Below are 25,663 nucleotides of genomic sequence, written 5' to 3' on the forward strand. Positions count from 1 at the left end.
GTCTCTCCGCCATTCGGCATATTGGATCTGTAGAGAGTCTGACCCTATTCAATCAGCCGCTGCTCGCATAGCGGTCGCGCCAAGCCTTTTGCGCGTCCTCGGCCGGCAGCGCGGTCGCCGCGTAGACCCCTCGGGCGATCGCCCGCGCCATGACGATAGTCGCGAGATGGCAAAGCTCCATCAGGCTCGCCATATCGTCTCTTCGATGCTTGGCCGTCGAAGCGGCAAAGACGGTGTCGCCGTCGAGCGGCAGGTGCGCCGGCAGCAGTGCCCGGGCGAGGCCGTCATGGCCGGCGAGCGAAAGCCGATGCGCTTCGGCCTTCGTCAGCTGCGCATCGGTCACGACAGCGCCGATCGTCGTCGCCGGGGTGTTCATGCCCTTGAGCCGCATCCGGTGGTCGGTCACATCAGGCATGCCGAGCCCGCCGAATTCCGCGTCTTTCTCGAAAGGCGCCGCCCAGAAATGTGGCCCGTCGCCGATCGTCGCCGAGCCGAGCGCATTGACGGCGACGATTGCCGCGACGCGGTGCCCGGCGCTGCTGACGGCGCTGGCTGAGCCAAGCCCGCCCTTGACGGTGGCCGTCGTCGCCCCTGTGCCGGCGCCTGTCGTGCCGAGCGCGAATGCGCCCTTGGCGGCCGCCTTCAACGCCGCATAGCCCATGTCGCGATAAGGCGAGTGAAGGCCCCAATCCTTGTCGCCGCCGTTCAGCAGGTCCATCAGGATTGCCTGCGGCACAATCGGAATACGCACCGACCCGACTGCAAAGCCGCGGCCGAGTTCGCGCAGGCCCGCCTGCACGCCGCCGGCGGCATCCAGCCCGAAGGCAGAGCCGCCGGAGAGCACGAAGGCATCCACGGCATTGACGGTCATCGACGGATCGAGCAGGGCGGTGTCGCGCCCGCCGGGCGCGCCGCCGAGCACGGTGCCGGATGCGACGGCCGGTTCGTCGAAGACGATGACCGTGACACCGGAACCGAGCGCAAGGTCGGTCGCATGGCCGACGGAAACGCCTTCGATGTCGGTAATGAGGTTCAGAAGATCGGGCAAGGGCGGATCCTTATCACGGAAAGGCGGCCGGTAGGACTGTACTGCATAATTCCTTAAATCGGAATCGATTTAAGGATCAAATTATGCAGAAATTCAAAGCGTTACAGCGTCCTTTGCGCGTCTGATAAAGACGCGCGGCGCTGTAATGCCCTCAAAAAACAAGACCGGCCCCATTTGGCGGGACCGGTCGGACATTACGAAAAGCCGTGAATGCTGATTGCGGCCTCATGTCCTCAGGCATGAAGCGGCTTCGGATGACGGCGGGTCATCAGGTCATGGATAGCCAGCCGCACCTCGTCCGGCGAGCCGAAGCGCTGCTCGTCGAGGTCGTGGACATGAAATTTCACGGCGATGAACTTCAGCCGATCTTCATCGGGAATGACGATCCCGACGGGAACGCCTGCGTATTCGATAACTTGCTTCTTCATAGATAGAACTCCTGCCGCGCAACATGCGCAGCCATGGCGAATTGACTTGTCTGGTACCGTTGAAAGGAGGACGAACGTCACATTCGACAGTTCGGGCGGGAGAGGGCGCCCGGACGGTCATTGCCAAGCACAGATCGCCCAAGGAGATCGGCGAGAATATCGATGTCTATCATGCTCGTTCCTTATGTTGGCGTTGCACTTGAGAGGTCCCGGGTAGAGCCCGGAATCGGTGAAGGCTGTCTTCGATAATCTACTAACTTGGTAGAGATTACCCTATAGCCTGTCAGAAACATATTCCGAAACGTGTCAAAATATCGACGATCCGAAAAAATTCATTCCGTCGCAGTCCGAACTTACAGAAAGAAACATATCAGTCTTTCGTTAAATTCGCATGACAGAATCGGAAGTTCGATCGATCACCGCGGCAGACATAGGAAGCCTTGCCGTATCAAGCAATGGCCTGTTTCATTAAAAATCGACATGCCTCGAAATGACCGATTTGGTTAATGCCGGAAGCCCTGTGTCACCAGCCCTCTTCGAGTACCTTCTCCAGCATGTCCGCGAAGAAATCCGCGCTGTCGATGCTGATGCAGAGTGGCGGTTTGATCTTCAGCACATTCTGGTGATCGCCGGTCGGCTGCATGATGACGCCGAGTTCGAGAAGCCGGTCGCAGATGGCAGCCGTCTCTTCGGTCGCCGGCTCCAGCGTCGTTCTGTCGCGGACGAATTCGAGGCCGAGATAGAGGCCTATGCCGTGCACGGAGCCCGCAATCGGATGGCGGTCGATCAGCGCGGCGAGCCGCGCCTTCAGATGATCGCCGACCGTCCGGGCATTTTCCTGCAGCTTTTCCTCGGCCATGAGGTCGAGCACCGTCATGCCGGCGATGCAGCTGACCGGGCTGCCGCCGGTGGAGGAAAAGAAAGTGCCCTCCTTCTCCAGCGATTGCGCAATCTCCCGCGTGGTGATGACGGCGCCGAGCGGATGGCCGTTGCCCATGCCCTTGGCGACGGTGATGATATCGGGCACGACCCCTTGCTGCTCGAAGCCCCAGAAATAATGCCCGAGCCTGGCATAGCCGACCTGCACCTCATCGGCGATGCAGAGGCCACCACGGGCGCGCACCTGCGCATAGATTTCCCTGAGATAACCGTCCGGCAGCGGGATGCCACCGGCATTGCCGTAGACCGATTCGCAGATGAAGCCCGCAAGGCCTTCGCTCGCAGCATCAATTGCCTCCAGCACCGGCGTCGCCATGCCGAGATAATCCGCTGCCGTATCGGGACCACGGAAGTCGCCGCGATAGGTGTTCGGCGAAACGACGGTATGCACCCAGTCCGGCCGGGTGGTCAGTGCCTTTGGATTGTCGGCGATCGAGGTCGAGACGGCATCGCTTGCCGCCGACCAGCCATGATAGGCTTCGAGCAGGCAGAGCATGTTGCGCGCGCCGCTATGGGCTTGCGCCAGCCGTAGCGCCAGATCGTTCGCCTCCGAGCCGCTGTTGACCAGGAAGACCGCGTCGAGCCCGTCCGGCGCCAAGGCGGCGAGGCGTTCGGAAAATTCGGTGATTGCGGCATAGTGGAAGCGCGAATTCGTGTTGAGCCGCAGCCATTGGGCGTGGATTGCTGCCGCGAACCTGGGATGGCCGTGGCCGAGGGTGGTGACGTTGTTGACCATGTCGAGATAGGCGCGGCCTTCGACATCGAACAAATGCTCCTTCCAGCCGCGTTCGATCTGCGGCGGCGCCGCGTAATAGTTCTTCTGCGGCCTCGCGAGATGCGCCCGCCGCCTGGCGAAGAGCGCGGCGGTATCAGGTTGCGGCGCATCCGCTTGCGGGCTGAGAAGCAGCGAGGGCGAAGGGCAGAGCACCGACCAGGCCGCCGCCGCGCGGGGTGTGGAAAAGAGCGGCGGTTCGAGACCGGCGACGCTGCAAAGCTGGACGCGCAGCCCGCCGAGCGACGACGCCTCTCCGGTAACCGTGCCAAGCGGATCGCCGGCGGCAATCTGGGCTCCATCCTCGACCGACAGGTCGAGCCCATCGAGATGCAGGGTCATGCCGCCGCTGGCGAGCGTCAGATGCTGGTCCTTCCAGGCGATACGGCCGGCAAAGGGCGCTGCAATCGCGCTGCCTGCGGCAAGGCATATGTCGACATGCAGGGCGCAGGTCGCCTGTCCCTTCGCGGTTCCCGCACGGGAAAGCCGATATTCGCCGTAGCGCGTCGCTGCCGTGCCGTTTTCGGTTGCCACACGGGCAAGCAGCCGCCAGTCCATGTCGGCATTTAGCCAGTTGCCGGCGGAAAAATGCGGGCTCCGCACCCCAAGATCGACATAGGCGATCCCGGCGGGATCGATGTCCGGCAGCAACGGCAGCCAACCCGATGCTTCCGGGGCGGCGACATTTGCGCCGGCCGCCCTGAGGATCGCGGCTTCCATGAGTTCGAAGGGAACGGACATCGCCGTATCGAAGATCGCCCGCTCGTGCTCGAGATTGCCGCGGACATAGTCATTATCCGGATCGACCGAAATCTGCTGCTCGCTGCTGGCAACCAGAATGACCGCGCGTGCGACGGTCAACGGCCAGAGCGCCTTCAGCTCCTCGCCGGTCAGCGGATAGATCGCCTGATAGGCGGTGACGGCCGGCAGGATATGAAAAGGGTCGCCATCCGCCTGATGCAGCAGCGAAGCGCATGTAACGGCGAGGTCGCCGACCAGCCAGCCGCGGATGATATCGCCGAAATCGATCACCCCGTCGGGAATGGTATGGCCACGGGCGTCGCGGTGGCCGACGACATTGTCGCCGGTGACGTCATGATGCACGGCCTGCAGCCGAAGCGATGGCGCCAACGGCTGGATGCGGCGAATGGCCATCACCATGGTCTTGGCGATCCGGTCGCGTGCCGCACTATCGGTGATCGCGGACAGCAGCTGCACCGCGACCGGCCCGGCGCGCCTGAGATCCCATTGCAGGCTGCGGTCGAGACCGGGATGGTCGAAATCGGCAAGCGCCCGCGCCAGCCTGGCGCAGAGCGCGCCGAGGGCTGCAACGGAAGCCGGCGCCAGATAGGTCAGCTCCGTCAGCCCCTGGCCTTCCAGATATTCCAGCAGCCGGACCTGATAGCCCTGCCCACGCACGGTAAGGACGACGATCTCCCGCCCCTCATTGCTGCGGATCACCTGCGGAACGCGCGGCGCATCTTGCCTGCTTTTGAGGTGATGGATCGCCGCATTCTGTGCTTCGAGCTCGCGGATCTCGTAGGCTGCATGGCAGATCTTCAGGACGTAGCGGCCACGATCGCTATCGACGCGATAGTTTCGATCCTGCTGGCTGCCGAGTTCGGTAAGCGTGCCGGAGAGGCTGTAATGAGCAAGGAGGATCTCTTCCGCGTCGCTGGCGGTGACGTCGGGACGCGGCAGCGCCATGCGATCAACAAGCGCCTCGTCGGTCATGGCACCCCTCCGCTGCATGATTCGATTACCTATTGAAGGAGATAATCGAGTACTTGCCGCTGGCAGGCAACGGGAGATTGTCATTCGCCAGCAAAAGAGATGCAGGGTCTAGGCGACGCTCAACCCATGCGTTCGGAGGCGTAACCGCCGGGGCTTGCCGGGAAGACCACGGTGCGGTTGCCGTTCAGGAAGGTGCGGTGATGGATATGGGCATGGATGGCCCGCGCCAGCACCTGGCTTTCGACGTCGCGGCCGATCGAGACATAGTCGTCGGGCGACTGCGCATGGGTGATGCGCGCCGTGTCCTGCTCGATGATCGGGCCTTCGTCGAGATCGGCGGTGACGTAATGCGCCGTCGCGCCGATCAGCTTCACGCCGCGTTGATAGGCCTGCTTGTAAGGGTTGGCGCCCTTGAAGCTCGGCAGGAAGGAATGATGGATATTGATGATCCGGCCAGACATCTTTTGGCACATCGCATCCGAAAGCACCTGCATGTAGCGCGCCAGTACGATCAGCTCCGTGCCGGTCTGTTCGACGATATCCATGATCTGGCCTTCGGCCTGCAGCTTGTTCTCCTTCGTCACCTTGATGTGGTGGAAGGGGATGTCGTGGTTGACCACGACCTTCTGGTAATCGAAATGGTTGGAGACGACGCCGACGATGTCGATCGGCAGGGCGCCGATCTTCCAGCGGTAGAGCAGGTCGTTGAGGCAATGGCCGAAGCGCGACACCATCAGCAGCACCTTCATGCGGGCGTTGCCGTCATGGATCTCGGCATCCATGGCAAACCGCTTGCAGATCGGCTCGAAGCCTTCCTTGAGTTCGGCAAGCGGCACGCCTTCCTCGGAGATGAAGCTCACCCGTGTGAAGAACCTGCCGGTGTCGAGATCGTCGAACTGCGAGCTGTCGACGATGTTGCAGCCCTTGTCGGCCAGATAGCTCGAAATCGCCGCCACGATGCCGCGCGTCGACTTGCAGGATACCGTCAATACGTAACTTGTCATGTCTTCCCTCTTCCCTCTCCAAGGCCGCCGCTGTGCTTAGATCAAAGCCCGGGCCGCGAATAGGCCGGCGCACTTTCATTCATGCGACAAATTGCAAGAGAAACCATCATTTTTGCGCAAGTTCTCTCATTGCTCAGTCTCAAGCTTAGGAGAAGTTGCGCAAAAAACTGTACCGTCAGCGCCGCTTGGATGCGTAATCTCGCCTTCGAGCGTTTTAGGCCGGCGGCCGGCTCGCCACCGCAACCTTGCGGCGCGGCGAGGTGATCTCATGGATGATCGCGCCGCCGATCGACGAGAGCACCAGCGAGAGGATCACGAAGAGCACCGGCTGCTGCAGGATGCCGATTGGCAGGCGATCGGCGGCGACCCTGAGAAAGGCCAGCGTGAAGGCGTGGGTGATATAGATGCTGTAGGAGCAGTCGCCGAGATAGTTCAGCCATCCCAAAACCGGCAGCCTGGAAAAATCGATGGAGATCGCGCCGTAGACGATGAAGATCGCCGGGATTCCCCAGGCATAGAACCGGCTTTCCGGCGGCATCAGCGCCTCGTTGATGAAAAGAAAGGCAAAGCCCATGGCAAGGGCCGCCCAGGCCCAGCGGCTCGGCAGCAGCAGCTTCTGCCCGTAGAGCCAGCCGAGCACGACACCGGCGAGGAATTCCAGCATGATCGGTTCGCCGTAGAACCGGGTCACAGTCGTTTCCGGCAGCAGCCGGCAGGCGATCAGGATGACGGCAAAGACGGCAAACATCGCCGGGATGCGCCGAACTTCCGAAAGCGGCAATAGCAGCGCAAAGACGAAGTAGAAGAACATTTCGTAATTCAGCGTCCAGCCCGGAACGACCACCGGCGTGATCGTGCTGGGATCGGCGGGATTGCTCCACGGCAGGAAGAACAGCGAGGCTGCGAGATGCGGCAGGTCGAACACCGTCGATTTCAGCAATGACGGGGCCACCAGCGCCACCGTCGCCGAAAACAGCGTCGCCAGCCAATAGAGCGGCACGATCCTCCTGATGCGCCGGCGGGCGAAATCGACCGGGCTCACGGCGCGTCCGCTTGTCGTCAGCCACATCACGAAGCCGCTCAAGACGAAGAAGATGTCGACGCCGGTTTCGCCATAGACGAAGGCGGTGGCGTCAAGCGCGGGATTGACCTTGGCAAGCTGCAATATGGCGTGGAAATAGACGACCATCAGCGCCGCGATGGCGCGCAGATATTGAAGCTGGACAAGCATCGGGCGTTTTGCTCCCTCGGGCTCGCGCGAACAGGCGCCGCTGCGGTCAACTCAATACATCTGCCGGACGACCCTGCCGGATGCGCGGGCTGTCGTGGAAGCGCATATATCCGACGACGAACCACAGGAGGCCGGCGATCTTCATCGAGAAGACCGCAGTTCCCCCGATCATCATATTCAGAAAAATGAAAAGAGAAAGTGAATGGGCGCAGCGCCGCTGTGCTGCCGTGCGCCCGGCGGGAAAGAGGCAGACGAACAGCCATAAGGCGATGACGCCGAAGATCGTCGCGGCGTAGATCAGGTAAACATAGCCGCTGTCGGCGAATTCGGCCACCCGGTCGACCGAAAGCCCAAGGATGGCGAGCGGATCGAGCTCCATAATCTTCTTCATCGTCAGGTTGATGCGGCCGGTGAAATTGTCGCCGGTAGCATTGGGTTTCAGCACGTAGACGAGGAAGCCGGCGGCGACGATCAGCGGCATCAGCGCCAGATTGAAATTCTTCGGGATCTTCGGAAAGACGAAGTAGCCGACGATGCAGGCAAAGCAGAAGATCAGCATCGTGCGCGTGTCGTTCGTCACCAAGATCAGCACGGCCGTGCCGATCATCAGCAGCCGGTCCCAGCGGCCGAGTCTGTCCCACATCGAAATCAGGTAGACCGCGATCACGCCGCAGAAATTGGCGAGCGACACCTGCTCGAGGAAGATCGACGAGGAACGATGGTCGATGATGCCGAAGGAGAAGCGCTCGGGAAAGCCGAGCGCGTTCTGAAAGAGGCCCGTCGTGTTGTAGCTCAGCGGCAGCAGCCCGCGCGTATTGGCGAAATAATCGGACGGGTGGACGATGCTGACGTAGAACGGCACGCTGACGATCTCGAAGATCAGGAAGATCATGACGGCAAGGCTTGCCCAGCGGAAGGCGAGCTTCATCGTTTTCTCGTTGCTCCAGCCGCCGAGCCCGGTAAAGCAGAAGATGATCAGCACGTTGCGGAAGTGATCGATGAACAGCATGCGGTTGAGCACGCTGACATAGATGGTCACGATGAGCGTGAACAGCAGGAACAGGAAGGCCGGCAGGTCGGTCTCGTAGATCCCCTTGTGCAGGATATAGATGATGGCGCTCGCCATGATCAGGCCTTCGCTGGCGGCGACATGCGTCATCGACAGCGGCACGACGTTGTGGTTGATGAAGGCGAGAATGCCGTTATAGAGCACGGAGAGCAGGCCGAGCCAGAGCACTGTATGATCGGTGCGCGATGCCTCGCGGGCGGCGCCGAGCCGGTTGCCGGCTCCAGTGGCGCCTACAGCGAATGTTGCTGTCCTGTGATCGACGACCGCCATTTTCATTTCCCCGCCGGCTTGACGGCTGAGCAAGTGCCGGTATCGGCTTTTGCCGCCTCGGCAAGAAGCCGCATCTGCGGCCGCTCGGGGCCTTTGCGCGGCTGGACGTTGAACGGCTCGTCCGCCGGCCACCATTCGCCCGCCGCCCAATAGGACCAGCCGAGCCAGGCGTCGCTATTTCCGGACATGGTGGCGTAGATTTCGGTCAATCCGCTCATGCAGTCCTTGTCGGTGGAGGCGCCGAATTCGCCGAGGAAGCCGCGCTTGTGGTGCTGCTTCAGCCAGGCGGTAACGCTGGCGATTGCCTCGACTGCGGCGCCTGCACCTTCGCAGGTCGGATGGGTTCCGGAGGAATCGGCGTCGAGATACTGGTGGACCTCATAGGCGTAGAAGTCGAGCGGATCGCGCACGCCGAGCATCACCGTGCCGTTGGCGCCGCCGATCACATCCTTTTCCCAGCTGCCCGCGCCGCTCCATGCCGTGCCCGGCACCAGGATGAGGTTGCGCGCGCCAACGGCGCGGATGCTGCGGATCGCGGCATTGGCGGCATCCAGCCAGTCCGTTGCCTTGATGTCGTGCGGTTCGTTCATCAGGCCGAAGAGAACGCCGTCCTGATTGGCGAATTCGACGGCAAGCCTTGCCCAGAAATCACCGAAGGCGGCATCCGTCGCCGGCGCCGTGCCGACCTGGGTCTTGTCGTAATAGCCGAAATTATGCGGGTCGAGCAGAACCGCCATGCCGTGCTTGCGGATCAGGCCGATGGTATCTTTGATCCGCTTGAGCTCGTCCTCGTCGAGCCGTCCGCCGAGCGCCGGCTGCAGCCGCTCCCAGCGGAAGGGCAGCCGGATGATCGTCATGCCCTTCTTGGCGAAATAGCCGATAGTGTCTTCGCCGGGATAGGTGTAGTTGGTGCCGTAGATGCCGCCGCGCTCGCCATATTCGCCGCCGGACAAATTGACGCCGCGATAACAGGGAGCCTCGGTCGCAAAGGCCGGCGACGGGATCAGAGCGGCCGCAAGCAGCAGCGCTGTCAGATGTCGTATCGTCCTCATGGCCATCCTCGTTATCGCGGCAAATCGCAACATCGGCGTCGCTGACGTTATTTTAACGGTCCGTTAGCTAAGAATTTCTAAAGTATCGGCACCTCGGCTTCAGTCTTTCACGCTGGGCGGGACACGAGTGCGCGTATGAACCAGTATGACAGGAACAGGGTAAGCCGGCTCCCTGGCTGGCGCAGTTTTGAGCCGTCTCAGACTGCGCCGGAAGGCGTGCGCATGCGCAGTCCTGTCGTCCGTCCGGATGATTTCGTCCGGCCATCGCCCGAACCCGCGCCGCCACCCTTCGTGCCGCCGGCAAGCATTGCCGAAACCCGCCAATATGAGCGGCTGGCGCCTCCTCCTCCAAAACAGCCTGTCGTCGACGCGCCGTCGAATGCTGCGTCGGCACCTGGCGCCCCGCTTCTCGACCTCCGCTCCAGTATCGCCGCGATCTGGAGCCGGCGGTTGGTCGTGCTGGGCCTGGCCCTTCTCGGAGCTGTGGCCGGCGGGGCGGTGGCGCCGCGCATCGCCCAGAAATTCACCGCCGTCAGCAGCCTCTATTTCGACCCACGCCAGATCGGCCTTGCCGATGCCAGCGCGCAATCTTCGGGTCCCTCGCCGGAAATGATCTCGGCGCTGATCGACAGCCAGGTGCAGATCCTGACTTCGGGCAATGTGCTGCGCCGCGTTGCCGAAGCCATGAAGCTCGACCAGGATCCCGAATTCACCGGCGGCCGGACGGATGGCGCTGCCGTAATCGGCACTCTGCAGAAGGCGCTGGTGATCACCCGCGAGGCCAGCACCTATGTCGTCTCGCTTGCTGCCACGACCAACGATCCCGAAAAATCCGCAAGGCTTGCCAACCAGGTCGTCACCTCCTTCACCGAGGAGGAGGACAGCGCTTCGAACGGCATCTACGAAAACACCTCGTCGACACTTGACGGACGGCTCAACGACCTGCGCCAGAAGGTGCTGGAAGCCGAGCAGGCTGTCGAAACCTTCCGCGCCGACAACGACATGGCCGCGACCGAGGGGAACCTGATCTCCGACCAACGGCTCGTCTCGCTGAACACGATGCTGGTGACGGCACAGGAAAAGACCATCCAGGCGAAGGCCCGCGCCGATGCCGTCGCCAATCTCCGCGTCGAAGACATCGTCGCCGGCAACCAGGCGGAAGGCGGCGTCACCTCGCCGCTCGTCAGCCTGCGTCAGCAATATGCCACCCAGGCCGCCGCCGTCGGCAGCCTCGAAAGCCAGATGGGCACGCGTCATCCGCGCCTGCAGGCGGCCCGCTCCTCGCTGCAGAGCATATCAGGCGAAATCAAGGGCGAATTGCAGCGTCTCGCCACCTCGGCAAGGGGCGAATACGAGCAGGCAAAGGCCGCCGAGGACAGCATCGCCAAGGAGCTTGCCGTGCAGAAGGCGCTACAGGCGAGTTCGTCGGACAAGCAGGTGGAATTGAACGAATTGCAGCGCAAGGCGACGGCGGCGCGCGATATCTACGAGACGGTGCTGAAACGCTCCAGCCAGACGAGCGAGGAGCAGAACTTCAATCAGAGTAACATTCGCGTCATTTCGCCGGCCGAGCCGCCGGTCAAGGGAGACGGTCCCGGAAAGACGATTCTATTGATTGCCGGCGTCATCGGCGGTTTTCTCGCCGGTTTCGTCCTCGGCGCCGGCTTTGCGATCCTCGCCGGCCTCTTCAGCCATCCCGTCATCAGAAGTTATTTTAGGAAGTCCCCCGCTGCAGCCGCTTGATGACGGTCGTCGGTTTTCCTACATCGGAAGGACGGGTTATTGCCGGCAGGAGAGTTCCCATGCGGCTGTTGATGATGCTTCTGATATCGCTCGTAGCCGTGTCGAGCCTCGCCCCGGCGTTCGCCTTTGCCGTCGACTGGACGAAATCCGTCGATTCGGGCGTTCGGCCCCTCTATCCCTACAAGGGTCTTCCCGGCGTCAAGGCGCAGCCGGATAAGAAAGAGGAGGAATCTTACAACTGCCGCACCGAAACCGTGCAGATCCGCCGCCGTTATGACGAAATCTTCCGTTCCGGCGGCATGCCGACGCTGATCTATGTCTGCGAACGCGATGGCTTGATTACCACGGGTGGCAAAGTTCCGCTCCGCGGCCACTATCAGCCGGTGCGGTAAACGCTTCGGGTCGACGCCGTCCGATGACGCCCGCCCAGGCCGCAGCCAATCTCGGAATTCCGAAGTGCTATATATAGATCATGGTGGGAATTCCCTGCCGCCACACCTTGGCCGGATGGTTGCGGCTAAGCCTCCAGACTAAGCTGGAGTGGAGTGTCGTCTGCCTCGGCGACCTTAGGCTTACGTTTTGTTGCCGCACGGCGTGGTGGCTTGGCGGTCTTCGGCAGAGTATCGGAGCCGAGCTCGCCTGCCTCGGAGCTGGGCAGCAGCAGGCCAGCCGTAGGCGCCGCAGCGGCTAGCTCAATGACCGACTTCGGGCGAGACATTTCAATGGCCGGCTCGGTGGCCGACACCTCGCGTGCCTTTGACGGCTCGGGTTTGCTGGCTGCGGATGTGGCGAATCGGATCATTGCAAGACTCCATTGCGTTCTCTTTATGTTCGCATTTGGAGATGGGTGAGTCAATGCAGGCCAGCTATCAAGAGCGGCGGGAATAAGCGTCCAGAAATGAGGACCTTGGGAGCTACCGAGCGAACAAGCCTTTGCGCGCATCATGACTGGCCTTTGTTGCAAGGCACCTGCGCAACTTTAGTTTGGAAAGGCTTAACTCCTTGATCTTGGTAGCGATCAAGAATGGAATGGTGCCCAGAAGAGGACTCGAACCTCCACACCCTTTCGGGTACCAGCACCTGAAGCTGGCGCGTCTACCAATTCCGCCATCTGGGCGACGGAGAGCGATGTAAGGGGGTGGCCCCTGACTGTCAACTGGGTTTTTGAAGTTTTTCTGACAGTTGGCGAAAAAGCAGCCAATCACATGCAAGGGAGCGCCGAAGGGTGGGCATAGCGCTCCCGTTGGCACGCCCTATATAGAGGAAATACCGAAAGGAATGCCTCATGCTTGCTCCCCATACGCTTCTGCTCGCCGGTCTCTTGGCCGTTTTGTCACCCGCCATCGCCGGGGCCGATTCGCTGAAGCTGGGCAAGCCGGGCATCGGGCCGCTTAATACGGGATCGACGCTCTGCGATTTTCGCGGCTGCTTCGGGTTCGGGCCGCAGCAATGGCATCGCCCCGCCTATGTCCAGCCGAACTATCGTCCGCGGGGCTCGGGGCCGACCTATTATCGGCCGGGCGCTGCCGGGCCGCCGCAGCTGACCTATGATCCGCCGCCGGTGCAAAGGGTGCAGCCGAAGCCGCGCGACATGAATAGCCATGCCGCTTGGTGCAGCAACGAGTACCGCTCCTACAATCCGCGGACGGATCGTTTCCTCACTTATGAGGGCATCTACAAGACCTGCCGATCGCCCTACCGCTGAGCCGCGTGGTCAACTTTCGAGCGAGGCGCGGTCGACATGGCCGAGATCGCGACCGGGCTCGACGATGTCGCGGACCCGCTGTTTCAGCTCCCTCGGCCCGGGAAAGCCGCCGTCGCGCTTGCGCTCCCAGATCAGATCGCCATTGACGCGGATCTCGAAATTGCCGCCGGTGGCGGGAATCAGCGCCACTTCGCCAAGACTGTCGGAAAAAGTATGCAGCAGCTCCTGCGCCATCCAGCTGGCGCGCAGCAGCCAGTTGCACTGGGTGCAGTAGAGGATCGTGACGCGGGCTTTTTCGGTCATGGCGATGTCCTTTCGTTTGCCGAGATTTAAGCCCTGTCGCGCGCCGGCGCAATTGCCTCGCCAGAGCATGATGCCGAAAAGTGTGAGCGGTTTTCGGGCGACATCATGCTCTAATTAATTAGGAACAGGATTCAGATTTTGGGCCGAACCGGCCTAAAGCCTGAATCCTGTTCTGGCGTCTTGCGCGCCGCTCTTCCGCATGGTCTCTTCCGGTGGTCGGCCATACCAGGAAGAGCCTATGCGCGTCGCAGTGATCGAAAATACGCGGAATACCGGCCTCGGCGCGCTTGCCGCAGCCCTCGACGAGGCGGGAGCGGAGATCGAGTGGTTCCGGGTCTGGCAGGATGGCATGCTGCCGAAAGATATATCCGGCCATGACGCGCTGGTCGTCCTCGGCGGCGAGCAGAGCGCGCTGGACGACGAAACCCACCCTTATCTGCCGGAACTCGTCCAGCTCACGCGCCGCTTCGGCGATGCCGGCAAGGCGGTGCTCGGCATCTGCCTCGGTAGCCAGATCCTCGCCCGCGCCTATGGCGCCGACAATCACTTAGGAATCGCCCGCGAATTCGGCTGGCACGGGATCGGCGTCACCGCCGAGGGCCGGGCCGATCCGCTGCTGTCGGCGCTCGGCGGCGAATTCACCATCTTCGAATGGCATGCCGATACGTTTTCGTTGCCCGAAGGCGCGGTGTGTCTCGCCTCGAGCCCTGTCGCCGAAAACCAGGCCTTCCGAATCGGCCGCGCCGTCTATGGCACCCAGTTCCATTTCGAGGCCAATGCAGCGGTCGTCGCGCAATGGACGGCCGAATTTCCCGATACGATTGCGCGCATCGCGCCGGGCTGGCTGGAGAACCGTGCCGAACTGGCGGCAAGACATGCCGGAGCCGCCGATGCTGCAGGCCTTGCTATCGCGCGTGCCTGGGTCAGCCTGATCGAGCAGCAAGAGGTCGAAATGCTGTCGCAGGCCTCGGCGTGAGAGGCGATGCGATGCCGGCGAGCGAACGCGAAAAGATGGCGGCAGGCGAATGGTATTGCTGCCTCGATGATGAGCTCGATCTCCTGCGCCGGCAGGCGCGCTTAGCCGTCCACGCGCATAACACGTTGCCGCCGGATGAGCGTGGCGCCGCCGCGCCGGCCCTGCGAGCGCTCTTTGCGCGGGCCGCGCCCGATATCTTCATCGAAGCACCGTTTCACTGCTCCTATGGCATCAATATCACTCTCGGCGAGCGCGTCTATTTCAATGCAGGCTGCACCATCCTCGATTCCGGCCGCGTGACGATCGGCGATCGCAGCATGTTCGGCCCCGGTGTGCAGATCTATTGCGCCGAGCATCACAAGGACCCGGCATTGCGCAGCACGGGCATCGAGATCGCCCGGCCGGTCACGATCGGCGGCGATGTCTGGATCGGCGGCAGCGCCATCATTCTCGGCGGCATCACCATCGGCGACGGTGCGATCGTCGGCGCCGGTGCGGTGGTAACAAGGGATGTGCCGGCCGGCGCAACCGTGGTCGGCAATCCAGCCCGCATCCGCTAGAGCAATTCCAGCAAAAGTGCGTAGCGGTTTTGCGTCCGGAATTGCGTGAAAACAAAGAGATAGAGCATTTCCAGGAGTCGGAGAAAAACGGAAATGCTCTAACGCCGGCAAAGCGCCATTCCGCGATGATCTTGCCATCTCGACAGCAGCGATCATTCCGCTAGATGAGAGGGCAAAACGGGAGGGAATCATGAGCGAACTGAATTTACCGATGGAAGGCGGCTGCCGTTGCGGTCGGGTGCGGGTGAAGATCAGTGCCCCGCCGCTGCTCACCATGGCCTGTCATTGCACGGGGTGCCAGAAGATGACGTCAAGCGCCTATTCGCTGAGTGCGGCCATCCCGAGCGAAGGCTTCGAGGTGACGCAAGGCGACCCGGTGATCGGCGGTCTGCATGGCGCCACGAAGCATTACTTCTGCGCGCATTGCATGAGCTGGATGTTCACCCGGCCGGAAGGCATGGACTGGTTCGTCAATCTGCGCGTGACCATGCTCGACGATCCGAGCTGGTTCACGCCCTTCATCGAGACATGGACAAGCGAGAAGCTGTCCTTCGCCGACACCGGCGCGGTGTACAGCTACGAGGCGCTGCCCGAGATGGACGCCTATGAGGGGCTGGTAAAGGAGTATATGGCGGGGAGTTGATCTCAGAAGCCCTGGAAGACAAAATCGACGGCAGCGATAATGCGATCGCTGTCGGCGGTAAGATCCGCCACCACTTTTCCAATTTCCACGGTCGGGACCGATGCCATGCGCTGGGTGGCCATGACATAGGTTTCACCCTCAATAGGAAAGCGTGGGTTCAGTCGCGAGATCGACCAGCTCAGTTCTTGCACGGGATGCAGCGGAACCATGACGCGCGAAGGCAGATCGTCAAGCAGATTGGCCTGAAGATCGATAGCCAGGAGATTTCCGCTTTTAAGGCGATAAACGTGAAAGCGTGCCATTAAAACTGACGGTATTTCGCGAAGGGCAAGCCGTGCTTTTCAACATATTCGTTTTCCAGACGAATAGCCTCAGCGTTCTCGATGCGCCAAAGCCGCTCTCGCTCCGCCTTTATGGCCTTTGCGATGCCGTCCTCCGCCGCACGGGATATATTGATCTGGAGCTCGCGCGCCTGAGAGACGAGGCCTTCGTCAAGAGACAGGTTCGCTGCTTTTCTCGTCTGCTGAGCCATAACGACCTCCTCAATTATGCGCACATTATATGCGCATAAAATGCCATTGAAAAGCGTTATTCGTCGCCCATCTTCAACGCTGCGATGAAGGCTTCCTGGGGAATCTCCACCTTGCCGAACTGGCGCATGCGCTTCTTGCCGGCCTTCTGCTTGTCGAGCAGCTTGCGCTTGCGGGTGGCGTCGCCGCCGTAGCATTTCGCGGTCACGTCCTTGCGCAGCGCCGAGATCGTCTCGCGGGCAATGACGTTGCCGCCGATCGCCGCCTGGATCGGGATCTTGAACATGTGCTTCGGGATCAGCTCCTTGAGCTTCTCGCACATGTCGCGGCCGCGCTTTTCGGCCGCCGTCCGGTGCACCATCATCGACAGCGCGTCGACCGGCTCGCCGTTGACGAGGATCGACATCTTCACGAGGTTGCCCTCGCGATGGTCGGTCAGCGTATAGTCGAAGGAGGCATAGCCCTTCGAGATCGACTTCAGCCGGTCGTAGAAATCGAAGACGACTTCGTTGAGCGGCAGGTCGTAGGTCAGCATCGCGCGCGTGCCGACATAGGTGAGTTCGATCTGGATGCCGCGCCGGTCCTGGCAGAGCTTCAGGATGCCGCCGAGATAATCGTCCGGCGTCAGGATCGTCGCGCGGATCCACGGCTCGTGGATTTCCGAGATCTTGACGACATCGGGCATGTCGGCCGGGTTGTGCAGCTCGCGCTCCGTGCCGTCGGTCATGTACATCTTGTAGACAACCGAGGGCGCGGTAGCGATGAGGTCGAGGTCGAACTCGCGCTCCAGCCGTTCCTGGATGATTTCGAGATGCAGCAGGCCGAGGAAGCCGCAGCGGAAGCCGAAGCCGAGAGCGGCGGACGATTCCATTTCGAACGAGAAGGAAGCGTCGTTGAGGCGAAGCTTGCCCATGGCGGCGCGCAGATCCTCGAAATCGGCGGCATCGACCGGGAACAGGCCGCAGAACACCACCGGCTGCGCCGGCTTGAAGCCCGGCAGCGCCTGGGCCGTCGGCCGCTTGTCCTCGGTGATCGTATCGCCGACGCGGGTGTCGGCCACTTCCTTGATCGAGGCGGTGATGAAGCCGATCTCGCCGGGGCCGAGGCTGTCGATATTCACCATCTTCGGCGTCAGCACGCCGACGCGCTCCACCTGGTATTTCGCATCGGTGCCCATCATCCGCACCGTCTGGCCCTTGGTCAGCACGCCGTCGATGACGCGCACCAGAACCATGACGCCGAGATAGGCGTCGTACCAGCTGTCGACGAGCAGCGCCTTCAGCGGCGCCTTCTCGCCGCCGGCGCTCTTCGGCGCCGGCAGCTTGTGGACGATCGCCTCCAGCACGTCGGGAATGCCGAGGCCGGTCTTTGCCGAAATTAGCACCGCTTCCGATGCATCGATGCCGATCACTTCCTCGATCTGTTCCTTGATGCGGTCGGGTTCGGCCGCCGGCAGGTCGATCTTGTTGAGGACGGTGACGATCTCGTGGTTGTTGTCGATGGCCTGATAGACGTTGGCGAGCGTCTGCGCTTCGACGCCTTGGCTAGCGTCGACGACAAGCAGCGAACCCTCGCAGGCCGACAGCGACCGCGAGACTTCATAGGCGAAGTCGACGTGGCCGGGCGTGTCGATCAGGTTGAGAATGTATTTCTCGCCGTTATTAGCCTGGTAGTGCAGGCGCACGGTCTGCGCCTTGATGGTGATGCCGCGCTCGCGCTCGATATCCATATTGTCGAGCACCTGCTCGGACATTTCGCGCTCGGCAAGGCCGCCCGTCGTCTGGATCAGCCGGTCGGCCAGCGTCGATTTGCCGTGGTCGATATGGGCCACGATCGAAAAGTTGCGGATATGGGACAGCGGAGTGGTGGAATTGGTGCTCATGCGCGCCATATAGCAGCGCCGCCCCCTGCCGCAAAGCGGTAATTATCCCGCTGTTTACGCTATGACGTCCTGTGCCGAGCCCTATCAGACCGGCCACGTCTCCTGCCGCCAGGCCGAATCCCAGAACATCCATTCATATTGCGAGGCGCGCACGAAGACATCGGTCATTTGAGCCCGCTCAACCGGCGATGCGGCGCGGGCGGCGATGTCGGTCAACGCGATGACTTCGCGGGCACCGGCGGCAAATTGCGGATCGCCATAGGTGTTGATCCAGGCCTGGAAGGCATTGCCCTCGATAACAGGCCGGTTCTTGATCGCTTCGCCGACATGCCAGTAGATCCAGAAGCAGGGAAGGATCGAGGACAGCGCCACCGCGTAGGAGCTGTGATAGGCGGTGGCGAGCAGGAAGTTCGTATAGGCAAAGCCGGCAGGCGAGGGTTCGGCGGATGTGACGTCGGCGGAGGTGATGCCGAATTGGGTGAGGAAGCCTGCATGCAGGCCCTGCTCGACGGTGATCGCCTTCTGCGCCGAACCGAGGAAGCGCAGGACCTGCGCATTGTCGGGCGCCTTGGCCGCGACGATCGCAAGGCATCGCGCATAATGCTTCAGGTAGAGCGCATCCTGCAGGATGTAATGCCGAAAAATCTCAGGCGGCAATGTGCCGTCCGAAAGGCGCTGCAGCAGCGGCAAGGCCTCGATTTCAGCCATGATCGGAGCGATCCTGTCCCAGGCGGCAGCCGTGAAGCTTCGCGTCAGTTCCGTGCTCTGCGTGCTGGCGTCCATTGTTCTCTCCTCGGATTACGCCGCCATATATGGACGGCGCAGCGGCGAAAGCAAGGCGCGTTTTGCCGCTTTTCATAGGCACTTGATTCCATCATCAGATGATGTATTTCTCTTATAGTGGAATAAGGGGCTGCAAAATGGAACCGGAACTCGAACAGGCGATCGGCATCCGCATCCGCACGCTGCGGCAGGAAAAGGCTCTGACGCTCGATGATCTGGCTGCGGCTTCCGGCGTCAGCCGGGCGATGATCTCGCGCATCGAGCGGGCGGAAGCGAGCCCGACCGCCTCGCTGCTGGCAAGGATCTGCGCCGCGCTCGGCCTGTCGCTGTCGGCCTTCTTTGCGGAAGAGGGGCAGGCCTCGCCGCTTGCCCGGAGGCAGGAGCAACAGGTCTGGCGCGATCCGGAGACCGGTTATATCAGGCGGTCTGTTTCACCCCCGGGCACGGCTTCCGATGTCGATATCGTCGAGGTCGAGTTCCCCGCCGGTGCCCACGTCAGCTTCCCCCCGCATGCGAGCGCCCATGGCATGACGCAGCATATCTGGCTGTTCGACGGCGAGCTGGAGATGACGGCGGGCGAGACCGTCTACCGGCTGCGCCCGGGCGATTGCCTCTTCATGCCGGTCGGCGAGGGCCATGTCTTCCACAATCCGGGCAACGCGCCGGCACGCTATTGCGTCGTGCTCGATCGCGGCGGCCGATAACAGCATTCATTTCAGGAGAACAGCATGCCTGCTATTCGCAGCCTTTCCGCCGAGGAAGCCCGCGCGGCCATTCCGGCTCTTTCGGAAATACTTATCGATTGCGTCGCTGGCGGCGCCTCCGTCGGCTTCATGCAGCCCTATGGGCTTGAGGATGCCGAGTCCTATTGGCGCGATGTCGCCGATGCCGTTGCCACCGGCGCCAATCTGCTGCTGGTCGCCGAACTCGGCGGCAGGATCGTCGGCACGGTGCAGGTGGGTGCCGCACAGATGCCGAACCAGCCGCATCGCGGCGACCTGAAGAAGCTGTTGGTGCACCGCTCGGCCCGCGGCAAGGGACTCGCCCGGCTGCTGATGGATGCCGCCGAGTGCGAGGCGGCAAGCCGTGGCAAGACCCTGCTCGTGCTCGACACGGCAACCGGCAGCGATGCCGAGGCGATCTATCCGCGCCTGGGCTGGCAGCGCGTCGGCGTCATTCCCGATTATGCGCTGTGGCCGGAAGGTGGCTTCTGCGCCACCACCCTGTTCTACAAGCGGCTCGCCTGATTGCGCCGGCCCCGCTCATGCCGGCCTGGCGAAGACAGGAAGCGTGCCACCGAGTGTCGCGCCCGTCGTCCATTGCGCGGCATTCCAGCCGAACTGTCGCGCCGCCTCGATATTTTCGGCCATATCGTCGATGAAGGCGATCTCGCCGGGCAGCACCCCGGCCCGCTCGGTCGCCAGTCGGAAGAAATCGGGGGAAGGTTTGCTGTACCCGAGCGCTGCGGAATAGATGATGTCGTCGAAATGCGCATTAAGGCCGATCTGCTCCATCAGGTAACGCGCCCGCCTATGCTCCTGGTTGGTCGCCAGCAAGAGGGTGATGCCGCTTTGCCTGAGAGCAGCGAGTTCCTCGAGCAGATTGAGATCGAGTCGGGAATCGTTTTCGAACCAGTAGTCGATCAGCGTTTCGGCGCGGAGATGGGGTGCGATTTTTGCGAGAACGCCGGCGAGCCTCGGCTCGAGCGCCGCGTGGCCGATGATGATATCGCGCCAGTGAGTCTGGAAGAATTCCTGCTGCAGCAGGTCGAGGCGCAGGCCGAGATCGCGCTCCAGATAGGTGAAGAGAGGCAGGCCATCGGTCGGGCGACCACGAATGAGCACGCCGTCGACATCGACCATCAGCACTTTCATGCGGAAATTTTCCTCGTTCTCAAAACACCGGCGAAAGTGCGTCATTATTCCAGACGATCAAGAGCCCGCGCCGTTTTTTTGTCAGGGCCGAGCCGTGTAAATCTCCATTGTCAATCAAGGGCAGGATCTGAAATGCGCGTCATCTATTCCGAGGATCACAAGCTGCGCGATGCCAAGACGGAGCTGCACGCCGGCCAGCTGGTGGCGCCCTTCGAGGCGCCGTTCCGCGCCGAATGGATTCTCGCAGCGGTCAAGCAGGCGGGCTTTACCGATGTCGTTGCGCCCGATGCGCACGGGCTGGAAACGGCTCGAAAAGTGCATGATCCCGCCTATCTGGATTTTCTCGCCACCGTCTGGGACCGCTGGGTAGCGGCCGGTTTCACCGGCGAGGCGATCGCCAATTCCTTCGCCGTTCGCCGCACCAGCCAGCGCGTGCCGGACAATATCGTCGGCGCGATCGGCCATTACGCCAATGCCGCCGATACCTCGATCACCAAGGGTTCCTACGAGGCGGCGATCGCTTCCATGCGCTGTGCCGTCACCGGCGCCGACTGGCTGACGCGAGGCAATCGTTTCGCCTTTTCGCTCTGCCGCCCGCCCGGCCATCATGCAGGCATCGATCTCTTCGGCGGCTATTGCTTCATCAACAATTCGGGCGTCGCGGCGCAGCGGCTGCTCGACCATGGCGCGAGGAAAGTCGCGGTGCTGGATGTCGATTTCCACCATGGCAACGGCACGCAGGATCTCTTCTACCACAGAGGCGATCTCTTCACCGCCTCGCTGCATGGCGATCCCATGCACGCCTTTCCCTATTTCCTCGGCCATGCCGATGAAGAAGGCGAGGGGGAGGGTACCGGCGCCAACCGCAACTATCCGATGCCGCCGGGTACGCCTTGGGATGTCTGGTCTTCGGCCCTTGCCGATGCGCTCACCCGCATCAAGACGTTCGGCGCCGAGGCGATCGTCGTGGCGCTCGGCGTCGACACCTTCGAGCGCGACCCGATCTCTTTCTTCAGCCTCACCTCCGACGATTTCACCCGCATGGGCGCGATGATCGCTTCCGCCGGCCTGCCGGTGCTGGCCTGCATGGAGGGCGGTTACGGCGTGCCGGAGATCGGCCTTAACGTCGCCAATGTTCTCAAGGGTCTGGAAGCCTGATCACCGCCGATGACCGACGAGACCGTTCCATCCCTCCCGACATCACGCATGCTGAGCTGGGCGCGCAATTCCGCTATCTATCGCCTCGAGCGGCGGATGATGACGGAAAAGCAGCTGTTTGACGCCATCACCCGCAAGGCGAAGGAGAAATTCGAAGATATCAGCGCGGCGCAACTCAAAGCCGTTGCCGATTTCGCCGTCAAATTTGCCTATGACAACAAGGTGCTCGACGACAGCGCCTATGCGGAGATCAGCACGCGCTCTGCCGTGCGCGGCGGTAAATCGAAGCGCGCGATCGCCCAGAAGCTTGCTTCCAAGGGCGTCTCCAGCGACAAGGTCGAGGCTGCACTTGAAGAGGCTGACGATCTCTATGCCGCAGCGATATTTGCCCGCAAGCGCGCCTTCGGCCCCTTCCGCCGGGTCGAGCTCGACGAAAAGCGAAAGGCCAAAGAGCTTTCGGCTTTTGCCCGCAACGGCTTCAGCTTCGACATCGGCAGGAAGGTCTTCGACATGAACGTCGAAGACGCCGAAGAGGTCATCCTTGCTGGCCGTCGCTGATATTGCATCGCCGCGGCCGGGGAGATCGCCGATACCGGCCCCTCATCCGGCTGCCGCCACCTTCTCCCCGCTCGCGGGGCGAAGGGGGATAGCCGCGACCTCTCCGTCCCACTTCGCTCTCGCAGTGCACGTCCCCTCGCCCCGTTTACGCTAGGGCATATACATATCTCGCAAAGCCCATCCATCGGCGACGGCTCGAAAGTATTTGAGGCCGTTGAAGAAGGTGATTGGGCCCGGCGGCTTGGCCGAGGCGTAGCCGTTCCAGCCGCCGAGCTTGGCGATGATCCAGGCGGCCCAAGCCAGCGAGGCCTTAGAGTGGGGATTGGACTGCAGCTTGGTTGTGCCCTTGAAACGGCTTTCGAGGGCGGCGAGGGTATCGATCTCGGCTGCCGTGAAGGTCAGGCTTGCCGGCTGGTGATCGCCGCCGCTGCGGGCTTGGACGAGCTGGAGGACGATTGCTGCGGCCTTGGCGGCGATGGCGACGAGCTTTTCCAGCCGTGCCGCCAGATGCAACTGGCTGTCCTCGATCTTGAAGCCTTGGTTCTTCATCACCCGAAAGAACTGCTCGATCATCCAGCGCTGCTTGTACCAGGCGACGATCTGCCAGGCATCGGCCGGGCTGCTGAGCCAATGGGTGGTCAGGAGCAGCCAGTGCAAGGGCTCGACACCGTCGGGGGCGGCCGGTTCAACGATCTCGACCCAGCTCAGCCTGACGCCATCGGGCAGGCCGGCCTCGCGCAGGTTTTGCGGCCGCCGGATCGTCGCTTCGCCGAAGCGCAGGCACACCGTCGCCTGCCGCGCCGGACGGTCGGCGCGCTCGCGCAGATCAATCGTCTGAGTATCGCAAAACGCCACCGTTTCGACCGCGCGGCGCAGTTTGGAACCGTCGATGAGCGCATGGTCATGCATGACGCGCGACAAAAGATCGAAGCGCCGATCGGGCAGGCGCGCCCACATGATGAAGAAGTCACCCTCCCGGTCGGCGATCGCCGTGACCCGGGCCGCACGCGAAAGCACCAGTTTGGCCGCCTCTGCCGTCTCCACCCAGCGCCGCGATTCCTTTTCGTTCAACGGCCGCTCGGCATGCGGCGTAAGCTCTTCGCTACCCCGCGTCCAGACCCGGCCGCCCACCAGGCCAAGGCAGCTGCCGGTGTCGGCATCGAGCGCCAGCATCGGATGCAGCAAAAGGCCAAAGCAATTGCCTTTTTTGATCTTGCCCAATTCCCGCCGGCTGTCCGGCGTCGTCGCAAACTTGATCTCGCTGGTGTCCTGCAGCGCCAGCACGTGGCGACCCTCAACCGCAGACCGGGTCTCCTGGCTCCAGCCGGCAATGATCTCTTCCACGCTCACCGCACTGTTGTTGAGAAAACGCCCGAACCGGATCTCCTGCGAATGGTTGCCCTCGGCCAACTGGCGAAGGCAAACCGTCTCGCGCAGCACAATGCGACGGAGCAGCACCGCCCCCCTTTATCGAGACGACGATCTCCAAACCGGCCCAACGAAAAATCATGCCCTACATCCATCGGCGACGCTCCCAAATCAAAACGTCGCCAAAACAATCATACGGCCCGCAGTAAAGGAATCCGACCCCCGCAAACCGAGTCAATCCGTCGCACCGACTTATGTATATGCCCTAGCCCGTTTACGGGGAGAGGGTTAGGGTGAGGGGCACTTATCGGCGATCTCCTGGGCCAAGGCGCGGGATCGATCCCGCACCGCCGGCCGATCTACGGCGCATCAGCATCAGCGCTCTTGATCCCGGCATGAAAAGTTTGAATTTGGCTCTCACCCGTCTTCGGCCTAGAACCGCGCCAGGATCGGGGGCCACATGGACATCAAGAATATCGAGACCGGGACGGATGGCGCAGCTTTGATGGCGCAGCCGGGCGTATCGACGGTTTCGGGCGGCTTGGCGGCCGGGGTCGCGATGTGCCTGATGTCGATGTCTTCGATCCAGTTCGGCGCGGCACTGTCTTCGTCAGCCATTGCGACCTATGGCGTTGCCGGCGCCACCTGGTTGCGGCTTGCTTTCGCGGCGATCATCCTTGCCGTCGTCGTCAGGCCTTCGGTGCTGCGTTATAGCGGCGCCCAATGGCGGGCGATATTGCTGCTCGGCACAACGACGGCCGCCATGACGCTCTGCTTCTTCGCGGCGATCCAGCGGCTGCCGCTCGGACTGGCGATCGCCATCGATTTCCTTGGGCCGCTCTCGGTTGCCGTCTTCGGCTACGGCCTGACCTGGCGGCTCGTCTGGCCGTTGATCGCTGCGGCCGGCATCCTCTTCCTTGCCCATGACGGCGAAGGTTGGGTCGGCAATCCCTCAGGTGTCCTCTTAGCCCTCGGCTCGGCGGTGGGATGGGCGGTCTATATCCTGCTGACGAAGAAGGTCGGCGCTGCCTTCAAGGGGCTGGAAGGTCTCTCCATGTCGCTGATCGTCGCAGGCCTTGTCGCGACACCCTTCGGTCTGGTGGAGACGGCGGGTGCCTTCACGCTGAAGGGACTGGCCGAGGTTCTCGGCCTTGCCATCCTCGTGCCGCTGCTGCCCTATGCGCTGGAGATGGTGGCGCTGCGGCGCATGCCGGCGGCTTCCTTCGGTATCCTGATGAGCCTCGAACCGGCGATCGGCGCCCTTGCCGGTTTTCTGATCCTCGCCCAGCCGATGACCGCGCTGCAGATGCTGGGAACGGCGCTCGTCGTGGCGGCCAGCGCCGGCGCCACCGCCTCGGCGGCGAAGACCTAGAGCATGATGCCGAAAAATGTGAGCGGTTTTCGGACGACATCATGCTCTAACTATATAGAACAGGATTCAGATTTTGGGCCGACCCGGCCTAAAATCATCCTGTTCTAGAAAAGTGTCAGCGTTTTTCCGGGAATATCGTCTCTATACGATAGTTCGGGCGGGTTTGCGCGTGGGATCGTCGAGTGCCGGATTGTAGAACAGCGACAGCGTCAGGCTCTTGGCGATCCGTTCCGCCGTCGCCATGAACCAGGCCTTGGCCTCCGGCGATGGGGCGATATCGTCGAGCGTTGCGGCAAACAGCGACAGCCACTTCGGAAAGAGATCGGGTGTGAGGTTCGCAACGCCGGTATGCGCTTGCACCGGCTTGCCGCCATAGGCGCCGCTGCGGAAGGCGACGGCCGACCAGAAGCTCTTCATCTTTTCCATATGCGCCGGCCAGCGGCCGGACAGCTTGGCGTCGAACACCGGCCCGAGATCGGGATGCGTTAACACGCGCCCGTAAAAGGTCTCGACCAGCCTGTCGATGAAAGCCTCGTCGACGCCCATGTCCCGCATCTCGGCCTCCGCCCTTTCGCGGATCGCCGCGACATGAGCAGGGCGGCCCTGAATGTCATTGTCCATTCCAAAACCCCGGTGCCGCATGATGCGGCGCCCTCTCATA

The 25,663-nt window shown here is 62.1% G+C and carries 27 protein-coding genes and 1 tRNA gene; 11 read left to right on the forward strand and 17 right to left on the reverse strand.

Annotation, left to right across the window (positions count from 1 at the left end; translation table 11 throughout):
- Positions 1-52: 52 nt before the first annotated feature.
- From N2A41_RS23425 to N2A41_RS23455, 7 genes are all read right to left on the reverse strand, one after another.
- Entirely contained in the window at positions 53-1,048 is a 996-nt protein-coding gene (locus N2A41_RS23425) for a P1 family peptidase (protein ID WP_260109831.1), read from the reverse strand.
- Positions 1,049-1,281: 233 nt separating this feature from the next.
- The gene (locus tag N2A41_RS23430) at positions 1,282-1,476 is read right to left on the reverse strand and encodes a hypothetical protein (RefSeq protein ID WP_003544544.1); all 195 of its coding nucleotides are present in this window, start codon (positions 1,474-1,476) and stop codon (positions 1,282-1,284) included.
- Between the two features lie 523 nt (positions 1,477-1,999).
- On the reverse strand, positions 2,000-4,921 hold the full coding sequence (locus tag N2A41_RS23435; RefSeq protein ID WP_260109832.1) for an aminotransferase: 2,922 nt from the start codon (positions 4,919-4,921) through the stop codon (positions 2,000-2,002).
- A gap of 119 nt (positions 4,922-5,040) precedes the next feature.
- The gene (gene purU / locus N2A41_RS23440) at positions 5,041-5,925 is read right to left on the reverse strand and encodes a formyltetrahydrofolate deformylase (RefSeq protein ID WP_018070299.1); all 885 of its coding nucleotides are present in this window, start codon (positions 5,923-5,925) and stop codon (positions 5,041-5,043) included.
- 214 nt (positions 5,926-6,139) lie between these two features.
- Complete coding sequence (locus N2A41_RS23445; protein ID WP_260109833.1) at positions 6,140-7,156, reverse strand: acyltransferase family protein; 1,017 nt, start codon at positions 7,154-7,156, stop codon at positions 6,140-6,142.
- 46 nt (positions 7,157-7,202) lie between these two features.
- Positions 7,203-8,495 (reverse strand): hypothetical protein, encoded by a 1,293-nt coding sequence (locus N2A41_RS23450; protein ID WP_260109834.1) that lies wholly within the window; start codon positions 8,493-8,495, stop codon positions 7,203-7,205.
- 2 nt (positions 8,496-8,497) lie between these two features.
- Entirely contained in the window at positions 8,498-9,547 is a 1,050-nt protein-coding gene (locus tag N2A41_RS23455) for a glycoside hydrolase family 5 protein (protein WP_260109835.1), read from the reverse strand.
- 135 nt (positions 9,548-9,682) lie between these two features.
- Here N2A41_RS23455 and N2A41_RS23460 point away from each other — a divergent pair, with 135 nt between their 5' ends.
- Both N2A41_RS23460 and N2A41_RS23465 read left to right on the forward strand, forming a co-directional pair.
- Positions 9,683-11,290 carry a GumC family protein gene (locus N2A41_RS23460; RefSeq protein WP_260109836.1) on the forward strand — a complete coding sequence of 536 codons (1,608 nt, stop codon included), beginning with the start codon at positions 9,683-9,685 and terminating at the stop codon, positions 11,288-11,290.
- A 59-nt stretch (positions 11,291-11,349) separates the two neighbouring features.
- Entirely contained in the window at positions 11,350-11,682 is a 333-nt protein-coding gene (locus tag N2A41_RS23465; protein WP_260109837.1) for a hypothetical protein, read from the forward strand.
- Positions 11,683-11,807: 125 nt separating this feature from the next.
- Here N2A41_RS23465 and N2A41_RS33350 read toward each other — a convergent pair whose 3' ends face one another.
- On the reverse strand, positions 11,808-12,092 hold the full coding sequence (locus tag N2A41_RS33350) for a poly(hydroxyalkanoate) granule-associated protein (RefSeq protein ID WP_311202872.1): 285 nt from the start codon (positions 12,090-12,092) through the stop codon (positions 11,808-11,810).
- Between the two features lie 228 nt (positions 12,093-12,320).
- A tRNA-Leu gene (locus tag N2A41_RS23470) sits at positions 12,321-12,407 on the reverse strand.
- 168 nt (positions 12,408-12,575) lie between these two features.
- On the opposite strand from N2A41_RS23470, the gene N2A41_RS23475 reads away from it, so the two are divergent.
- Positions 12,576-12,995, forward strand: a complete 420-nt coding sequence (locus N2A41_RS23475; protein ID WP_260109838.1) for a BA14K family protein — start codon at positions 12,576-12,578, stop codon at positions 12,993-12,995.
- A gap of 9 nt (positions 12,996-13,004) precedes the next feature.
- Here N2A41_RS23475 and N2A41_RS23480 read toward each other — a convergent pair whose 3' ends face one another.
- Entirely contained in the window at positions 13,005-13,298 is a 294-nt protein-coding gene (locus N2A41_RS23480) for a SelT/SelW/SelH family protein (protein ID WP_017966569.1), read from the reverse strand.
- Positions 13,299-13,497: 199 nt separating this feature from the next.
- On the opposite strand from N2A41_RS23480, the gene N2A41_RS23485 reads away from it, so the two are divergent.
- From N2A41_RS23485 to N2A41_RS23495, 3 genes are all read left to right on the forward strand, one after another.
- Positions 13,498-14,274 carry a type 1 glutamine amidotransferase gene (locus N2A41_RS23485; RefSeq protein ID WP_260109839.1) on the forward strand — a complete coding sequence of 259 codons (777 nt, stop codon included), beginning with the start codon at positions 13,498-13,500 and terminating at the stop codon, positions 14,272-14,274.
- An 11-nt stretch (positions 14,275-14,285) separates the two neighbouring features.
- Positions 14,286-14,834 carry a sugar O-acetyltransferase gene (locus N2A41_RS23490; RefSeq protein ID WP_260109840.1) on the forward strand — a complete coding sequence of 183 codons (549 nt, stop codon included), beginning with the start codon at positions 14,286-14,288 and terminating at the stop codon, positions 14,832-14,834.
- Positions 14,835-15,024: 190 nt separating this feature from the next.
- Positions 15,025-15,477: a GFA family protein gene (locus N2A41_RS23495; protein ID WP_260109841.1), complete on the forward strand. Its 453-nt coding sequence runs from the start codon at positions 15,025-15,027 to the stop codon at positions 15,475-15,477.
- Positions 15,478-15,479: 2 nt separating this feature from the next.
- On the opposite strand, the gene N2A41_RS23500 is transcribed toward N2A41_RS23495, so the two are convergent.
- From N2A41_RS23500 to tenA, 4 genes are all read right to left on the reverse strand, one after another.
- Positions 15,480-15,779 carry a CcdB family protein gene (locus tag N2A41_RS23500; protein ID WP_222332546.1) on the reverse strand — a complete coding sequence of 100 codons (300 nt, stop codon included), beginning with the start codon at positions 15,777-15,779 and terminating at the stop codon, positions 15,480-15,482.
- Entirely contained in the window at positions 15,779-16,009 is a 231-nt protein-coding gene (locus N2A41_RS23505; protein ID WP_026265541.1) for a type II toxin-antitoxin system CcdA family antitoxin, read from the reverse strand. Before N2A41_RS23505 ends, N2A41_RS23500 begins: the two co-directional genes overlap by 1 nt.
- A 56-nt stretch (positions 16,010-16,065) precedes the next feature.
- Complete coding sequence (gene lepA, locus N2A41_RS23510; protein WP_260109842.1) at positions 16,066-17,898, reverse strand: translation elongation factor 4; 1,833 nt, start codon at positions 17,896-17,898, stop codon at positions 16,066-16,068.
- Between the two features lie 75 nt (positions 17,899-17,973).
- Positions 17,974-18,672, reverse strand: a complete 699-nt coding sequence (gene tenA / locus N2A41_RS23515; RefSeq protein ID WP_170280201.1) for a thiaminase II — start codon at positions 18,670-18,672, stop codon at positions 17,974-17,976.
- Positions 18,673-18,809: 137 nt separating this feature from the next.
- Between tenA and N2A41_RS23520 the strand changes: the two genes are divergently transcribed.
- Positions 18,810-19,376 carry a helix-turn-helix domain-containing protein gene (locus N2A41_RS23520; protein ID WP_260109843.1) on the forward strand — a complete coding sequence of 189 codons (567 nt, stop codon included), beginning with the start codon at positions 18,810-18,812 and terminating at the stop codon, positions 19,374-19,376.
- A 24-nt stretch (positions 19,377-19,400) separates the two neighbouring features.
- Entirely contained in the window at positions 19,401-19,919 is a 519-nt protein-coding gene (locus N2A41_RS23525) for a GNAT family N-acetyltransferase (protein WP_260109844.1), read from the forward strand.
- Positions 19,920-19,934: 15 nt separating this feature from the next.
- Here the strand turns inward: N2A41_RS23525 and N2A41_RS23530 are convergent, their stop codons facing one another.
- On the reverse strand, positions 19,935-20,546 hold the full coding sequence (locus tag N2A41_RS23530) for an HAD family hydrolase (protein WP_260109845.1): 612 nt from the start codon (positions 20,544-20,546) through the stop codon (positions 19,935-19,937).
- Positions 20,547-20,678: 132 nt separating this feature from the next.
- Between N2A41_RS23530 and N2A41_RS23535 the strand changes: the two genes are divergently transcribed.
- Together N2A41_RS23535 and recX are read left to right on the forward strand one after the other, a co-directional pair.
- On the forward strand, positions 20,679-21,704 hold the full coding sequence (locus N2A41_RS23535; RefSeq protein WP_260109846.1) for a histone deacetylase family protein: 1,026 nt from the start codon (positions 20,679-20,681) through the stop codon (positions 21,702-21,704).
- A 9-nt stretch (positions 21,705-21,713) separates the two neighbouring features.
- The gene (gene recX / locus N2A41_RS23540) at positions 21,714-22,262 is read left to right on the forward strand and encodes a recombination regulator RecX (RefSeq protein ID WP_260109847.1); all 549 of its coding nucleotides are present in this window, start codon (positions 21,714-21,716) and stop codon (positions 22,260-22,262) included.
- A gap of 150 nt (positions 22,263-22,412) precedes the next feature.
- Here the strand turns inward: recX and N2A41_RS23545 are convergent, their stop codons facing one another.
- The gene (locus tag N2A41_RS23545; protein ID WP_017963437.1) at positions 22,413-23,720 is read right to left on the reverse strand and encodes an IS4 family transposase; all 1,308 of its coding nucleotides are present in this window, start codon (positions 23,718-23,720) and stop codon (positions 22,413-22,415) included.
- Between the two features lie 370 nt (positions 23,721-24,090).
- Here N2A41_RS23545 and N2A41_RS23550 point away from each other — a divergent pair, with 370 nt between their 5' ends.
- The gene (locus N2A41_RS23550; RefSeq protein WP_260109848.1) at positions 24,091-25,002 is read left to right on the forward strand and encodes an EamA family transporter; all 912 of its coding nucleotides are present in this window, start codon (positions 24,091-24,093) and stop codon (positions 25,000-25,002) included.
- A gap of 141 nt (positions 25,003-25,143) precedes the next feature.
- Here the strand turns inward: N2A41_RS23550 and N2A41_RS23555 are convergent, their stop codons facing one another.
- Complete coding sequence (locus N2A41_RS23555; protein WP_260109849.1) at positions 25,144-25,623, reverse strand: group III truncated hemoglobin; 480 nt, start codon at positions 25,621-25,623, stop codon at positions 25,144-25,146.
- Positions 25,624-25,663 lie beyond the last annotated feature (40 nt).

Origin of the sequence: Rhizobium sp. SRDI969 (assembly GCF_025152725.1) — a bacterium.
Taxonomy (GTDB): Bacteria; Pseudomonadota; Alphaproteobacteria; order Rhizobiales; family Rhizobiaceae; genus Rhizobium; species Rhizobium leguminosarum_I.